The sequence below is a fragment of the Klebsiella sp. 1SOBk10mer genome, from assembly GCF_046602535.1.
In the GTDB taxonomy this organism is placed as follows: Bacteria; Pseudomonadota; Gammaproteobacteria; order Enterobacterales; family Enterobacteriaceae; genus Klebsiella; species Klebsiella quasipneumoniae.
In genome coordinates this window covers 23,971-38,549 of record NZ_JBKIUP010000011.1, presented here as the reverse complement: position 1 = coordinate 38,549, position 14,579 = coordinate 23,971, and the positions used below count along the sequence as shown (strand labels likewise).

Sequence of the window (14,579 nt, the reverse complement as noted above, 5' to 3'; positions counted from 1 at the left end):
GACTCCTTTTCACTGGTCGGTGAGTGTCTCAGGACACGGAGCAGAGGACAAGTGGAGAAAGCCGAATAAAAAAGGCCCGACAATCGGGCCTTTTGTTAAAGCAGTACCGGGGCAAGCCCTGTCACACTTTTTTGAAGATCAGCGAACCGTTAGTGCCGCCAAAGCCGAAGGAGTTGCACAGGGTGTACTCCATACCGGAAACCTGACGCGCTTCGTGCGGAACGAAGTCGAGGTCGCAGCCCTCATCCGGGTTGTCGAGGTTGATCGTCGGCGGAACCGCCTGATCGCGCAGCGCCAGGATAGAGTAAATCGACTCTACCGCCCCTGCCGCACCCAGCAGATGCCCGGTCATGGATTTGGTGGAGCTCACCAGTACGCGGCTCGCCGCATCGCCGAAGACAGACTTAACCGCCTGCGCTTCCGCTTTATCGCCAGCCGGCGTCGAGGTGCCGTGGGCGTTGACGTAGCCGATCTGGCCCGGTTCGATGCCCGCATCGCGAATGGCATTCACCATCGCCAGCGCGGCGCCCGCGCCATCTTCCGGCGGTGATGTCATATGGTAAGCATCGCTGCTCATGCCGAAGCCGACGATCTCGGCGTAGATTTTCGCGCCGCGTTTTTTTGCGTGCTCGTACTCTTCCAGCACCACCATGCCCGCGCCGTCGCCCAGCACGAAGCCGTCGCGATCTTTATCCCACGGACGGCTTGCCGCCTGCGGGTTGTCATTGCGCGTGGAGAGCGCCCGCGCTGCGCCAAAGCCGCCCACGCCAAGCGGGGTACTGGCTTTTTCCGCACCGCCTGCCACCATCGCATCGGCATCGCCATAGGCGATAATGCGCGCAGCCTGACCGATGTTGTGCACGCCTGAAGTACAGGCGGTCGCGATGGAGATACTTGGTCCACGCAGACCAAACATGATGGTCAGATGGCCGGCCACCATGTTAACAATTGTGGAGGGAACGAAGAATGGGCTGATCTTACGCGGTCCGCCGTTGACCAGCGAACTGTGGTTTTCTTCGATCAAGCCGAGACCGCCAATACCAGAGCCGATTGCGGCACCAATACGGGTAGCATTCTCTTCCGTCACTTCAAGGCCAGAATCCTGCATGGCCTGAACGCCAGCGACAATTCCATATTGAATGAAGGCATCCATCTTGCGCTGCTCTTTGCGCGAGATGATGTCATCACAGTTAAAATCCTTTACTAAGCCAGCAAATTTCGTTGCATAGGCGCTAGTATCGAAATGGTCGATCAGGCTGATGCCACTCTGACCGGCAAGGAGAGCTTTCCAGGTAGACTCTACGGTATTGCCGACAGGAGACAACATGCCCAGTCCGGTCACAACTACACGACGCTTAGACACGTTTGTCCTCCAGGGAGGGAAAATAGATTCTTGTGGGACAAATAAAGATAAAACTCAGGCGGTCGAATGACCGCCTGGAGATGTTCACTTACGCCTGGTGGCCGTTGATGTAATCAATGGCAGCCTGAACGGTGGTGATTTTCTCAGCTTCTTCGTCCGGAATCTCAGTATCAAACTCTTCTTCCAGAGCCATTACCAGCTCAACGGTGTCAAGAGAATCAGCGCCCAGGTCTTCAACGAAGGAAGCATTGTTGGTAACTTCTTCCTGCTTAACGCCCAGCTGCTCGCCGATAATTTTCTTAACGCGTTCTTCGATAGTGCTCATACTCTTAAATTTCCTATCAAAACTCGCTTTCGCGATGGTTTTCGTAGTGTATAAAATGTTGAAAAATTTGCAACTAAATCCCGGCAGGTCTTACCACGATTTTGCGCTATTTTGAGGCCGTTTGCCCTAAGAACGCAAATCTTTTCGCACAAAACCGCACAGAGAACCGTGCGAAGTGCGCGGTTCCTGAACGTTTTGCACAAATCTCGGTCAGACCATGTACATTCCGCCGTTGACGTGCAGGGTTTCACCAGTGATGTAACTTGCTTCGTCAGAGGCTAAAAATGCAACCGCGCTGGCGATTTCATTTGGGGTGCCAAGGCGCCCCGCAGGAACTGCCGCCAGCGTACCCGCACGCTGCTCATCGGTCAGCGCACGCGTCATGTCCGTTTCAATAAAGCCCGGAGCAACAACGTTTACAGTAATACCGCGGGACGCAACTTCACGCGCCAGTGATTTACTGAAGCCGATCAGACCCGCTTTCGCCGCAGCGTAGTTGGCCTGACCCGCATTTCCCATGGTACCAACCACAGAACCGATAGTGATAATACGTCCATGACGCTTTTTCATCATAGCGCGCATTACCGCTTTTGACAGACGGAAAACCGATGACAGGTTGGTTTCGATGATATCGTTCCACTCGTCATCTTTCATGCGCATTAACAGGTTGTCGCGAGTGATCCCGGCATTATTCACCAGGATATCCACTTCGCCAAACTCTGCGCGCACATTTTCCAGAACAGATTCAATAGATGCCGGGTCGGTCACATTCAACATCAGACCTTTACCGTTGGCGCCTAAATAGTCGCTGATCGCCTGCGCGCCGCTTTCGCTGGTCGCAGTACCGATAACTTTCGCGCCGCGGGCGACGAGCGTTTCAGCGATGGCGCGGCCAATACCGCGGCTTGCACCGGTAACCAGCGCGATTTTTCCTTCAAAACTCATGGTTTTCCTCTTTTATTGCTCAAGCGCCGCAGACATCGCCGCCGGCTCGTTAAGCGCGGAAGCGGTCAGGGTGTCAACAATACGTTTGGTCAGGCCGGTGAGGACTTTACCCGGGCCAACCTCATACAGATGCGTTACGCCCTGAGCAGCCATAAACTCAACGGTTTTAGTCCACTGAACCGGACTATACAGCTGGCGTACCAGCGCGTCGCGAATGGCGTCAGGCGCGGTTTCGCACTTCACATCGACGTTATTTACCACCGGGATCGTCGGCGCGTTGAAGGTGATTTTCTGCAGCTCAAGCGCCAGTTTCTCCGCAGCTGGCTTCATCAGCGCACAGTGAGACGGCACGCTCACCGGCAACGGCAGCGCCCGTTTAGCGCCCGCGGCCTTACAGGCGGCGCCTGCGCGTTCAACGGCCTCTTTGTGACCGGCGATAACCACCTGGCCCGGGGAATTGTAGTTCACCGGAGAGACGACCTGCCCTTCGGCCGATTCTTCACAGGCTTTGGCAATAGCCGCGTCGTCCAGACCGATAATCGCTGACATGGCGCCAGTACCTTCCGGTACAGCTTCCTGCATGAATTTGCCGCGCAGTTCAACCAGGCGAACGGCATCAGCGAAAGCGATAACGCCCGCGCAAACCAGCGCGGAGTATTCGCCGAGGCTGTGACCAGCCAGCAGCGCCGGCGCTTTGCCGCCCTGCTGCTGCCAGACGCGGTACAGCGCCACGGAGGCGGTCAGCAGCGCTGGCTGGGTCTGCCAGGTCTTATTCAGTTCTTCTGCCGGGCCCTGTTGCGTCAGCGCCCACAGATCGTAACCCAACGCTGCGGAAGCTTCACCGAAGGTCTCTTCAATGACCGGCCAGGTCGCCGCCATATCGGCCAGCATGCCTACGGCCTGCGAGCCCTGTCCCGGGAACACAAAAGCAAATTGCGTCATGTTTAAATCCTTATACTAAAAACGAACCAGCGCGGAACCCCAGGTGAAACCGCCACCAAAGGCTTCCAGCAAAATCAGCTGCCCACGTTGAATGCGGCCATCGCGGACGGCCTCATCCAGCGCGCAAGGGACTGACGCCGCGGAGGTGTTGCCATGGCGGTCGAGGGTCACTACGACGTTATCCATCGACATGCCCAGTTTCTTCGCCGTCGCGCTGATGATCCGCAGGTTTGCCTGATGCGGCACCAGCCAGTCCAGCGCAGAACGTTCAAGATTATTCGCGGCCAGCGTCTCATCAACGATGTGCGCTAACTCAGTGACCGCCACTTTGAAGACTTCATTCCCGGCCATCGTCAGATAGATCGGATTTTCCGGATCGACGCGATCGGCGTTCGGCAGGGTCAGCAGTTCGCCATAGCTACCGTCAGCATGCAGATGCGTCGAGATAATGCCAGGCTCTTCGGAGGCGCCCAGCACCACCGCCCCGGCGCCATCGCCGAAAATAATAATCGTCCCGCGATCGGCCGGATCGCAGGTGCGCGCCAGCACATCAGCGCCGACGACCAGCGCATAGTCCACCGCGCCGTTCTTGACATACTGATCGGCGACGCTCAGCGCATAGGTGAAACCGGCGCAGGCGGCCGCGACGTCAAACGCCGGGCAGCCCTTGACGCCCAGCATAGACTGAATCTGGCATGCCGAACTCGGAAACGCGTGCGTGCCGGAGGTGGTCGCAACAATGATCAGACCAATTTGCTCCGCGGACACGCCCGCCATCGCCAGCGCCTGCTTTGCGGCTTCAAAGCCCATCGTAGCAACTGTTTCATGCGCTGCGGCAATACGACGCTCACGGATACCTGTGCGGGTGACAATCCACTCGTCAGAGGTCTCTACCATTTTTTCCAGGTCGGCGTTTGTACGCACTTGCTCGGGCAGATAGCTGCCGGTACCAATAATCTTCGTATACATGTACGCTCAGTCACTCTTGGGTAATATACCCGCCTCGTTCAACCGCCGCGGCGTCAGTGGTGTCCATTCGTCCCGCTTTGCTGTCGGGCGTTCACGTCACTGTCGCTTTCCGGCAGCTCGAAACCAGCTGGGTATAAAGATTCCAGGCGCGCGGCGATCCGTTGAGGAATTTGCCGCTGCACCGCCTGCACTGCCTGCTCTATCGCGACGCTAAAGGCGCGTTGATTGGCAGCACCATGACTCTTGATCACGGAACCGCGCAATCCTAACAGACAGGCGCCATTATACTGGTCGGGGTTGAGGTGACTGAATCGCCTCGCCAGGCTTTTTTGTAACCAACGTTTTAGTAACAGCAGCCACCACGACCGTTTTTTGCCCTCTCCCTGAGATTTCAGCAGTGAAAGGAACATTCTGACAACACCTTCCATGGTTTTTAGTGTGACGTTGCCCGTGAATCCATCACAAACCAGCACATCGGTTTTTCCGGTCAACAGTTCATTGGCTTCAAGATAGCCGATGTAGTTGAGGGAAGGCAGCGTTTTGAGCACTGCAGCAGCATCGCGGATGCTGCTGAGGCCTTTCATCTCTTCTTCGCCGATGTTCAGCAAGGCGACGCGAGGATTGGCAATGCCAACCACCTCTTCCGCCAGCACTGACCCCATCACCGCGAACTGCACCAGCATCGTGCTGTCGCAATCGACGTTGGCGCCGAGATCCAGCACCACGGTTTTGCCCTTCTGCTGGTGCGGCAGCACCGTCACCAGCGCCGGCCGCTCAATACCTTCAATCGGTTTGAGCAGCAGTTTCGCCAGGCCCATCAGCGCGCCGGTGTTGCCGGCGCTGACGCAGGCTTCCGCCCGCCCTTCTTTCACAAGCTCCAGCGCCACGCGCATTGAGCTTCCGCGACTGCTGCGGATAGCCTGTGCGGGTCGCGCATCACTGGCAATAACTGACTGCGCAGGAATAATCTGCAGACGCGAACGTTGTTCGAAGTCAGCTTTGGCGAGTAATGGCGTGATGGCGTCGGGATCGCCGACTAAAAGAAGTGTGAGTTGCGAATTAGAGTTCAGTGCCTGCAGTGCTGCAGGCACTGTCACGGATGGGCCGAAATCGCCCCCCATGACATCTAACGCCAGGGTTAGACGTGTCAAGGTATCGTCGCTGCCCGGTTCGGTGATTCCCCAGTTGCCCGGGGAGTCCTCACTAAGCTTCATCACGCTGGCACCCGCGAATTTTCACGCTGCAGACGCAACAATCCGGGCATTGACGCCTCTGGTTACCGGGTTAACCGAGTGCCCAGGTACGTACACGCCCGCCATGGCCTGCAACGGGAAATCCTGCGAGTATCGCGTGATTACTTAGCGATAACCTTGCGACCGCGGTAGAAACCGTCGGCAGTGATGTGGTGACGCAGGTGTTTCTCACCAGAAGTTTTGTCTACAGACAGGCTGGTGACTGCGGTCAGCGCGTCATGGGAACGACGCATGCCACGTTTGGAACGGGTTGGTTTATTCTGTTGTACGGCCATGGACCTTACTCCTCAATTACTTACGCTTTAAGCTGGCTAATACGGCAAATGGGTTTGGTTTTTGTGCCTCTTCAGGCAGTTCGCCAAAGACCATGTCCGCGTCGGACACTTCACAGTGTTCAGAATCATGCACCGGAACTACGGGCAGGGAGAGGATAATTTCATCCTCGACCATTGCCTGCAGGTCGATTTCACCGAATTCGTTAACCTCAATCGGCTCATACGCTTCCGGTAGTGCTTCGGCCTGTTCGTCATTTCTGACGGGGCTAAAACAATACGTGGTGTGGACGTGATGGGAGAACGGTTTCCCGCAACGCTGGCATTCGAGGGTTACCGTCACCTTCGCATCGCCTGTAATAACGGCGAGACGCTGGTTATCGATAGCGAACGACATGCTGCATTCCACATCGCTGTCCACGCTGACTACAGAATCGGCTACACGTTCAACCTGATCGCGGGCATAGATGCCTTCGTAATCAAGGCGTTTTTGAGCCGTGCGTACCGGATCAAGAGTCAGGGGTAATTTTACCTTTTGCATAGGGCGCGCATATTAACTTTGTAATGTCATAGAGTCAAAGAAAAAGGCAGCCTCAGGTTGCCTTTTGCCATTTATTCGCACACATTGCGGCGCATAGTTTAAGATGATGCTCTGCGAAGCGCTATATGTGGATGAAAAAATATGTCTCAACTTATCCTGGCGTCAACCTCTCCCTGGCGGCGCATGCTGCTGGAAAAACTGGGGTTACCATTTGAATGTGCGGCGCCTGACGTCGACGAAACGCCCCGCCCTGAAGAATCCGCGCGTCAGCTTGTCACCCGGCTGGCGCAGGCCAAAGCGCAGAGCCTGGCTTCGCGCTACCCCAATCACCTTATTATAGGCTCCGATCAGGTTTGCGTATTGGACGGTGAGATCACCGGCAAACCGCACACCGAGGAAAATGCCCGCAGGCAGTTGAGAAAGGCGAGCGGGTCGATCATTACCTTTTATACCGGGCTCGCGCTGTACAACTCCGCCAGCGGTCATCTGCAAACCGAATGCGAGCCCTTTGACGTCCACTTCCGGCATCTCAGCGATAAAGAGATCGAAGGCTATGTGCGTAAAGAGAACCCGCTGCAGTGCGCCGGGAGTTTTAAGAGCGAGGGGTTAGGTATTACGCTGTTCGAACGGCTGGAAGGCCGAGATCCGAATACGCTGGTCGGTTTACCCTTGATCGCGCTCTGTCAGATGCTGCGCCGCGAAAATTACAACCCGCTGTTAGGCTGAGGTAAAAAAAACGGCGGAACTGATTCCGCCGTTGCACTTATTTGCTCTTCCGTAGCACCTGTAGACAGTGCTTCAGCTGGTTATCCAGCGACGCCTCAACGCGCATCACCTCCCCGCTCCCCGGGTGGGTAAACTTCAGCGCAGCAGCGTGGAGGAACAGGCGGTTTAAGCCGGTACCAGAGAGTTGCTTGTCAAATTCGCGGTCGCCATAGCGGTCGTCAAAGGCGATAGGATGGCCGGCATACTGGGTATGAACGCGAATCTGATGCGTGCGTCCGGTGACCGGACTGCAGCGCACCAGAGTGGCGAATTCATAACGCTCTTCCACTTTGAAGCGCGTCTCTGACGGCTTGCCTTCCTGACTCACGCGGACGATTCTCTCGCCGCTCTGCAGAATGTTCTTCAACAGCGGGGCCTGCACCACTTTGGTATGCGACTGCCACTGGCCGCGCACCAGCGCCAGATAGTCTTTCTGCATGCCTTTATCACGCAGCTGCTCGTGCAGCGAACGCAGCGCCGAGCGCTTTTTCGCCACCAGCAGCACGCCAGAGGTATCGCGGTCGAGCCGATGCACCAGCTCAAGGAAGCGCGCCTCCGGGCGCAGGGCGCGCAGCCCTTCAATCACGCCGAAGCTCAGGCCGCTGCCGCCATGTACCGCGGTACCGGAAGGCTTATTGAGGACCAGAATATGATCGTCTTCATAGAGGATCACCTCAGAGAGCGCCGCCACTTTCTGCAGATGCGGCGATACCGCCTCTTCTTCACGTTCCGCCACACGCACCGGCGGGATACGGACTTCATCGCCCGCCTCCAGCTTATACTCCGGCTTCACGCGTTTTTTATTCACCCGCACCTCGCCTTTACGCAGGATGCGATAAATCATGCTCTTCGGTACGCCTTTCAATTGGGTACGCAAAAAGTTGTCGATACGTTGCCCCGCTTCATCAGCAGCAATGGCAACCATTTTTACGGTTGGGGTCTCAGTTTTCATGGTGCGCGATTCTAAATAGCCGGACGCATTAGCGCCACTCATTTTTATATGCTTATATTTATCATTATCCTGTTTTCACGGTTTGCCTGACCGCCATATTGTTTGTTATTAGAACAATCTGTATGGGCAGGTGATAAAACTGTGAGTAACCGGGTGATAAAAGGTGAAAGTCAACTTGCTATAACAAGGTTAGCAATGGAATAATGAGACCGTTTTCCGTATTGCATCTTGTTAGAACAAGACATTAGCGGAATGACCAGTTTTGTCTGACCGATCGCCCACGCAGCAATGGCGTAAGACGTTGTGATCTTTCAGACAGTTAGCGGGCTGCGGGTTGCAGTCCTTACCGGTACAGGCTCTATGGATTTCAAGTCGCAGGAAGGCGTCAACTCCGGGACTCCCGGGAGCTCATCTGGATCCGCTGATCGAGGTGAGCAGGTTAAGCCATCATGCCTGCAACGCGAAAGACGACGAGTATAAATGGAATATTCTCTGGTGATACATCCCAGGCTGTTCCCCTGAATAATTGCGCTGTGTTTCCGTTTGAAACACAGGCGACCGACACTCTGCGCCTCTTAAGCGCGCGACAACCGTGAGGTTGGCGACGTGAACCAGACACGAGGCCATCGGTTTTCCCCCGGAAAGGCATTACTCTGCCCGCAGCTTAGTCGTCAATGTAAGAATAATGAGTAAGTTACGATGAAAAGAATGTTAATCAACGCAACTCAGCAGGAAGAGTTGCGCGTCGCCCTTGTTGATGGGCAGCGCCTGTACGACCTGGATATCGAAAGCCCCGGGCACGAACAGAAAAAAGCGAACATCTACAAAGGCAAAATCACCCGCATTGAACCCAGCCTTGAAGCCGCGTTTGTTGATTACGGCGCAGAGCGTCATGGTTTCCTCCCCCTCAAAGAAATCGCCCGCGAATATTTCCCCGCCAACTACAATGCGCACGGCCGTCCTAATATCAAAGACGTACTGCGTGAAGGTCAGGAAGTTATCGTGCAGATTGATAAAGAAGAACGCGGCAACAAAGGCGCTGCGCTCACCACCTTTATCAGCCTGGCGGGCAGCTATCTGGTATTGATGCCGAACAACCCGCGCGCGGGGGGAATTTCCCGCCGTATCGAGGGCGACGACCGTACCGAACTGAAAGAAGCGCTGGCGAGCCTGGAGCTTCCGGACGGCATGGGCCTTATCGTTCGCACCGCTGGCGTCGGCAAATCTGCCGAAGCCCTGCAGTGGGACCTGAGCTTCCGTCTGAAACACTGGGAAGCGATTCAGAAAGCCGCGGAAAGCCGTCCGGCGCCGTTCCTTATCCACCAGGAAAGCAACGTCATTGTCCGCGCCTTCCGTGACTATCTGCGCCAGGATATCGGCGAAATCCTGATCGATAATCCGAAAGTGCTCGAGCTGGCGCGCCAGCATATCGCCGCGCTGGGTCGTCCTGATTTCAGCAGCAAAATCAAACTGTACACCGGTGAAATCCCGCTGTTCAGCCACTACCAGATCGAATCCCAGATTGAATCCGCCTTCCAGCGTGAAGTGCGTCTGCCGTCCGGTGGCTCTATCGTCATCGACAGCACTGAAGCGCTGACCGCGATCGATATCAACTCCGCCCGCGCCACCCGCGGCGGCGATATCGAAGAGACGGCGTTCAACACCAACCTCGAAGCGGCTGACGAGATTGCCCGCCAGCTGCGTCTGCGCGACCTCGGCGGCCTGATCGTTATCGACTTTATCGATATGACTCCGGTTCGCCACCAGCGCGCTGTGGAGAACCGTCTGCGCGAAGCCGTCCGTCAGGACCGGGCGCGCATTCAGATCAGCCATATCTCGCGCTTCGGCCTGCTGGAGATGTCCCGCCAGCGCCTGAGCCCGTCGCTGGGCGAATCCAGCCACCACGTCTGCCCGCGCTGCTCCGGCACCGGTACCGTCCGTGATAACGAATCGCTGTCGCTCTCTATTCTGCGTCTGATTGAAGAAGAAGCGCTGAAAGAGAACACCAAAGAAGTACACGCCATCGTTCCGGTACCGATCGCCTCCTATCTGCTGAACGAAAAACGTGCCGCGGTGAGCGCTATCGAATCCCGTCAGGGCGATGTGCGCGTTATTATCGTGCCAAACGACGAAATGCAGACGCCGCACTACTCCGTCCTGCGCGTGCGCAAAGGTGAAGAGACCTCAACGCTGAGCTACCTGCTGCCGAAGCTGCATGAAGAAGAGATGGCGCTGCCGGGCGACGATGAGCCGGCAGAACGGAAACGTCCGGAACAGCCGGCCCTGGCCGCTTTTGTCATGCCTGACGCGCCGCCGGCCCCGATGCTTGAAGAGCCTGTCGCCGCGCCTGTCGCCGCAGCGGCACCGGTCGCGGCCACCGCACCGGCGCAGCCTGGCCTGCTCTCACGCTTCTTCAGCGCGCTGAAGAATATCTTCTCAGGCGCCGAAGAGGCCAAACCGGCTGAAGTTCAGGTCGAGAAGAAAGCGGAAGAAAAACCGGAGCGTCAGCAGGAGCGCCGTAAACCGCGCGCCAACAACCGCCGCGATCGCAACGACCGCCGCGACAATCGTGACAACCGCGATAACCGTGACAATCGTGACACTCGTGCGGACAATGCCGAGGGCCGTGAACCGCGCGAATCGCGTGAAGAGAACCGTCGCAACCGTCGTGAGAAGCCGTCGCAGAACGTGGAAGCCCGTGATGTTCGCCAGACCTCAGGCGACGACGCGGAGAAAGCGAAATCTCGTGACGAGCAGCAGCCGCGCCGCGAACGCACCCGCCGCCGCAATGACGACAAACGTCAGGCGCAGCAGGAAGCCAAAGCGCAGACTCGCGAAGAGCCGGTAGCGCAGGAGACGGAGCAGGAAGAGCGTGTGCAGACCCTGCCGCGTCGTAAACCGCGCCAGCTGGCACAGAAAGTACGCGTTGAGTCCGCTGTCGTTGAGCAGGTTGCCGAGATCGTGCCAGAAGCCGTAGTGGCGGAAGTTATCGCTCCGCGCAGCGAGCCGGTGAAAGGCGAGCTGCCAGCAGTAGTGGAGAGCGTGGCTGACCAGGACGAAAATGGCGAATCCCGTGAAGCGAACGGTATGCCGCGTCGCTCACGTCGTTCCCCGCGTCACCTGCGCGTCAGCGGTCAGCGTCGTCGTCGCTATCGTGACGAACGCTATCCGACCCAGTCGCCAATGCCGCTGACCGTGGCCTGCGCATCGCCGGAGATGGCTTCCGGTAAAGTCTGGATCCGCTACCCGGTGGTTCGTCCGCAGGATCAGCAGCCGGAAGAGGTTCAGGTTCAGAACGACAACCTTGTGGAAACCGTCGCGGCCGTCGCGACCCCGGTTGCCGTCGTTGAAACCGTTACCGCTGCCCCGGTCACCGTCGAGCCGGCTACCATGGAGCCGGTTACCGCCGAGCCTGTGGTCGTCGAGCCGGTCGTAGCCGCCGAGCCGGTGGTGGTTGATGCTGCGGAGGGTGTCGCGCCAGCAGCCGTCGAGCCAGCGCCGCAGGAGCTGGTCACCGAAGCGCCGGCTGTCGAAGCGCCTCAGGCTATCGCGCCAGCGACGCTCGACGCCGAGCCGGTGGTGGTAGAACCTGAAGTGGTGGAAACGGCGCCTGTCGTTGAAGCGCCAGTGGAAGCCATCGCGCCGGCGGCGGAAACCGCAGTTGAAGCACCGGTTGTTGACGCACCGGTTGTCGAAGCCGCGCCTGTCGAGCCGGTCAAAGCCGAGCCTCCGGTGAGTAAGCCGGTAGTGGTGGCGGGTCATCGCCATGCCACCGCGCCAATGACCCGTGCGCCAGCGCCGGACTATGTCCCGGAAGCGCCGCGCCACAGCACCTGGGTGCGCCCGCCATTCGCTTTTGAAGGCAAAGGCGCCGCCGGCGGTCATAGCGCCACCCATAAAGCCACCGCTGAACCGACCCGCCCACAGCCCGTCGAGTAAGCGTGCTAAATAAAAAACCGGCCTCCTGGCCGGTTTTTTTATGCGCTTTGCGGAGGCTGCATGCCGGCGAGGTCCGGCATGATCTCCCGCATCAGGTCGAGGAATTTACGCAGCCGCGTCGGATAATAGCGCGCCCAGGGATAGACCAGGTGGACCGGCAGCGAGGCGGGACGCCACTGCGGGAACAGCTCTGTCAACCTTCCGGCAGCAAGATCCTCCGCCACGGCCCAGCTGGACACCATCGCCACCCCCAGCCCCGCCAGCGCAGTGTTACGCGCGACGTAAAGGCTGTCGGTGCTCAGACAGGGGGTGATCGCCGTGGAGACGAGCTGTCCGCTGACCTGATGTCGGAGCCGCACCTCATGCTGATAAAAGGTGTTAATGGCGATCCACGGCAGGCCGGATAACGCCTCCAGCGAGGTTAACGGCGGGTACTTCGCCAGCAGTTCAGGGGAGGCCACCACGCAGCGCGGCACTTCCGCCAGCAGCACGGAGACCGTGGCCGGATCCACCTCCGCCCCCACGCGGATGGCGCAGTCGATATTATCGCTGAGAAAGTCGACAGTATTATCATTCAGCATCCACTCCACCGACAGTTGCGGGTGGCGCTGGAGAAAGGCGACCAGCGGCCCCAGCAGCTGCTGCTGGCCAAAAGCGTGCGGCGCCCTCACCCGCAGCACCCCCACCGGCCGATCGTCGGCAATACGCAGGTCATCTTCCAGCGCCAGCCAGGCATCCACCAGCTGGCGGGCGTGACGGTAGCAACGTTCGCCATCGTCAGTGAGCTTCATCGCATGGGTGGTACGCAGGATCAGCTTGACTCCCAGCAGCCCTTCAAGGGACTGCAGGCGGCGGCTGACGGTCGCCTGGGTGGTCTCCATCTGCCCCGCCGCGGCGGAGAGCGACCCTGCCTCTATAATACGAATATAGGTACGCATCAGCTCAATGCGATCTATACGCTCCTGTCTTTTCATTTTTCTTTTGCCTATACGTGCTACGTATAACCGTTTTACCACCAGCCCGGCTACCGCGCCAGCCGCATTCAGGGAAAAATAGCCCCATCGCATTCACGAGGTATTGATCATGACACCGACTTCCCTTTCCACCCGCGACGCAGGCTGGATTATCTTCATTCTCGCGCTCGGCGCCGGCTTTAGCGTCGCCTCTATCTACTACGCGCAGCCGCTGCTGCCGTTGATGGGCGCCAATCTCCACCTGACGGTAGAAGGTATGGGTCTGGTCCCTACTCTGACGCAGGCGGGTTATGCGCTCGGCATTCTGTTCCTGCTCCCGCTCGGCGACCGCCACGATCGCCGCCGGCTGATTTTGGTGAAAAGCGCGCTGCTGGCGCTCCTGCTGCTCCTGTGCAGCCTCACCGGCCAGCTCAGCTCACTGCTGGTGGTCAGTCTGCTGATCGGTATGGCGGCGACCATGGCGCAGGATATCGTCCCTGCGGTGGCGATCCTCGCCCCGGCGGGCAAGCAGGGCAAAATGGTGGGCACGGTGATGACCGGGCTGCTGCTGGGGATCCTGCTTTCCCGGACGGTCAGCGGCGTGGTGGGCGCAGTGTTTGGCTGGCGGGTGATGTATCAGGCGGCGGCGGTCAGCGTGGCGCTGATTGGCCTGGTGATGTGGCGGGTGCTGCCGCGCTTCGCCATTCACTCGACGCTGAGCTATCCGCAGCTGATGGCCTCAATGGCGCATTTGTGGCAGCGCTACCCGGCGCTACGCCGCGCTGCGCTGGCTCAGGGGGCGCTCTCTGTCGCCTTCAGCGCCTTCTGGTCGACGCTGGCGGTGATGCTCTCCGAACACTATCACATGGGCAGTGCGGTAGCGGGCGGCTTTGGTATCGCCGGGGCTGCCGGGGCGCTGGCCGCGCCGCTGGCCGGCGGACTGGCCGATAAATTTGGTGCCGGTAAAGTGACTCAAATGGGGGCGGCGCTGGTCACCGTCTCCTTCGCCCTGATGTTTATACTGCCGCTGCTGCCACTGCATGGCCAGCTGGCGCTGATTGCCCTGTCGGCGATTGGCTTCGACCTTGGCCTGCAGTCAAGCCTGGTGGCGCATCAGAACCTGGTGTATGGCCTCGAGCCGCAGGCCCGCGGCCGCCTTAACGCCCTGCTGTTTACCGTGGTCTTCATCGGGATGTCGCTGGGGTCGGTGCTGGGCAGCAAGCTGTACGTGCTGGCCGGCTGGAACGGGGTGGTTACCCTGGCGGTGGTCAGCGGGGCGATCGCCCTGGCAATCCGCCTGCTGGAGAATGCCCGTATCGTCGCTGCCGAACGCCGCGCATCATAAAAAAACCCGCTTCGC

At 58.5% G+C, this 14,579-nt stretch carries 13 protein-coding genes; 3 read left to right on the top strand and 10 right to left on the bottom strand.

Annotated elements, in window-relative coordinates; all coding sequences use genetic code 11:
• Positions 1 to 121 precede the first annotated feature (121 nt).
• The 8 genes from fabF to yceD all read right to left on the bottom strand — a co-directional run bounded on the left by fabF (position 122) and on the right by yceD (position 6,610).
• Positions 122 to 1,363, bottom strand: coding sequence for a beta-ketoacyl-ACP synthase II (fabF, locus tag ACLH1I_RS21955; protein WP_002900666.1), 1,242 nt, complete (start codon positions 1,361 to 1,363; stop codon positions 122 to 124).
• An 88-nt stretch (positions 1,364 to 1,451) separates the two neighbouring features.
• Positions 1,452 to 1,688, bottom strand: a complete 237-nt coding sequence (gene acpP, locus ACLH1I_RS21950) for an acyl carrier protein (RefSeq protein WP_000103754.1) — start codon at positions 1,686 to 1,688, stop codon at positions 1,452 to 1,454.
• A gap of 210 nt (positions 1,689 to 1,898) precedes the next feature.
• Positions 1,899 to 2,633, bottom strand: coding sequence for a 3-oxoacyl-ACP reductase FabG (fabG, locus tag ACLH1I_RS21945; protein WP_002899294.1), 735 nt, complete (start codon positions 2,631 to 2,633; stop codon positions 1,899 to 1,901).
• Positions 2,634 to 2,645: 12 nt separating this feature from the next.
• Positions 2,646 to 3,575 (bottom strand): ACP S-malonyltransferase, encoded by a 930-nt coding sequence (gene fabD / locus ACLH1I_RS21940; RefSeq protein ID WP_004204563.1) that lies wholly within the window; start codon positions 3,573 to 3,575, stop codon positions 2,646 to 2,648.
• Positions 3,576 to 3,590: 15 nt separating this feature from the next.
• Positions 3,591 to 4,544, bottom strand: a complete 954-nt coding sequence (locus ACLH1I_RS21935) for a beta-ketoacyl-ACP synthase III (protein WP_002899288.1) — start codon at positions 4,542 to 4,544, stop codon at positions 3,591 to 3,593.
• A gap of 53 nt (positions 4,545 to 4,597) precedes the next feature.
• Positions 4,598 to 5,695: a phosphate acyltransferase PlsX gene (plsX, locus tag ACLH1I_RS21930; RefSeq protein ID WP_202821001.1), complete on the bottom strand. Its 1,098-nt coding sequence runs from the start codon at positions 5,693 to 5,695 to the stop codon at positions 4,598 to 4,600.
• Positions 5,696 to 5,898: 203 nt separating this feature from the next.
• On the bottom strand, positions 5,899 to 6,072 hold the full coding sequence (gene rpmF / locus ACLH1I_RS21925) for a 50S ribosomal protein L32 (RefSeq protein WP_000290724.1): 174 nt from the start codon (positions 6,070 to 6,072) through the stop codon (positions 5,899 to 5,901).
• A 16-nt stretch (positions 6,073 to 6,088) separates the two neighbouring features.
• Entirely contained in the window at positions 6,089 to 6,610 is a 522-nt protein-coding gene (yceD, locus tag ACLH1I_RS21920; RefSeq protein ID WP_017900733.1) for a 23S rRNA accumulation protein YceD, read from the bottom strand.
• A gap of 141 nt (positions 6,611 to 6,751) precedes the next feature.
• Here yceD and ACLH1I_RS21915 point away from each other — a divergent pair, with 141 nt between their 5' ends.
• A complete protein-coding gene (locus ACLH1I_RS21915; protein WP_004204559.1) occupies positions 6,752 to 7,336 on the top strand; it encodes a Maf family protein in 585 nt (194 codons plus the stop codon).
• Positions 7,337 to 7,373: 37 nt separating this feature from the next.
• Here the strand turns inward: ACLH1I_RS21915 and rluC are convergent, their stop codons facing one another.
• Positions 7,374 to 8,327 carry a 23S rRNA pseudouridine(955/2504/2580) synthase RluC gene (rluC, locus tag ACLH1I_RS21910; RefSeq protein WP_182971319.1) on the bottom strand — a complete coding sequence of 318 codons (954 nt, stop codon included), beginning with the start codon at positions 8,325 to 8,327 and terminating at the stop codon, positions 7,374 to 7,376.
• A 699-nt stretch (positions 8,328 to 9,026) separates the two neighbouring features.
• On the opposite strand from rluC, the gene rne reads away from it, so the two are divergent.
• The gene (rne, locus tag ACLH1I_RS21905; RefSeq protein WP_227680018.1) at positions 9,027 to 12,266 is read left to right on the top strand and encodes a ribonuclease E; all 3,240 of its coding nucleotides are present in this window, start codon (positions 9,027 to 9,029) and stop codon (positions 12,264 to 12,266) included.
• Positions 12,267 to 12,304: 38 nt separating this feature from the next.
• On the opposite strand, the gene ACLH1I_RS21900 is transcribed toward rne, so the two are convergent.
• A complete protein-coding gene (locus ACLH1I_RS21900) occupies positions 12,305 to 13,333 on the bottom strand; it encodes a LysR family transcriptional regulator (protein WP_072140423.1) in 1,029 nt (342 codons plus the stop codon).
• A gap of 16 nt (positions 13,334 to 13,349) precedes the next feature.
• Between ACLH1I_RS21900 and ACLH1I_RS21895 the strand changes: the two genes are divergently transcribed.
• Positions 13,350 to 14,564: an MFS transporter gene (locus tag ACLH1I_RS21895; RefSeq protein ID WP_198080083.1), complete on the top strand. Its 1,215-nt coding sequence runs from the start codon at positions 13,350 to 13,352 to the stop codon at positions 14,562 to 14,564.
• Positions 14,565 to 14,579: the final 15 nt, after the last annotated feature.

Excerpts from the sequence above, each read along its gene's own strand:
- ACLH1I_RS21900 (WP_072140423.1), bottom strand. The coding sequence starts at position 13,333 with ATGCGATGGGGCTATTTTTCCCTGAATGCGGCTGGCGCGGTAGCCGGG.
- yceD (WP_017900733.1), bottom strand. The coding sequence starts at position 6,610 with ATGCAAAAGGTAAAATTACCCCTGACTCTTGATCCGGTACGCACGGCT.
- fabD (WP_004204563.1), bottom strand. The coding sequence starts at position 3,575 with ATGACGCAATTTGCTTTTGTGTTCCCGGGACAGGGCTCGCAGGCCGTA.
- rne (WP_227680018.1), top strand. The coding sequence starts at position 9,027 with ATGAAAAGAATGTTAATCAACGCAACTCAGCAGGAAGAGTTGCGCGTC.
- rluC (WP_182971319.1), bottom strand. The coding sequence starts at position 8,327 with ATGAAAACTGAGACCCCAACCGTAAAAATGGTTGCCATTGCTGCTGAT.
- ACLH1I_RS21935 (WP_002899288.1), bottom strand. The coding sequence starts at position 4,544 with ATGTATACGAAGATTATTGGTACCGGCAGCTATCTGCCCGAGCAAGTG.
- ACLH1I_RS21915 (WP_004204559.1), top strand. The coding sequence starts at position 6,752 with ATGTCTCAACTTATCCTGGCGTCAACCTCTCCCTGGCGGCGCATGCTG.
- acpP (WP_000103754.1), bottom strand. The coding sequence starts at position 1,688 with ATGAGCACTATCGAAGAACGCGTTAAGAAAATTATCGGCGAGCAGCTG.
- fabG (WP_002899294.1), bottom strand. The coding sequence starts at position 2,633 with ATGAGTTTTGAAGGAAAAATCGCGCTGGTTACCGGTGCAAGCCGCGGT.
- ACLH1I_RS21895 (WP_198080083.1), top strand. The coding sequence starts at position 13,350 with ATGACACCGACTTCCCTTTCCACCCGCGACGCAGGCTGGATTATCTTC.
- rpmF (WP_000290724.1), bottom strand. The coding sequence starts at position 6,072 with ATGGCCGTACAACAGAATAAACCAACCCGTTCCAAACGTGGCATGCGT.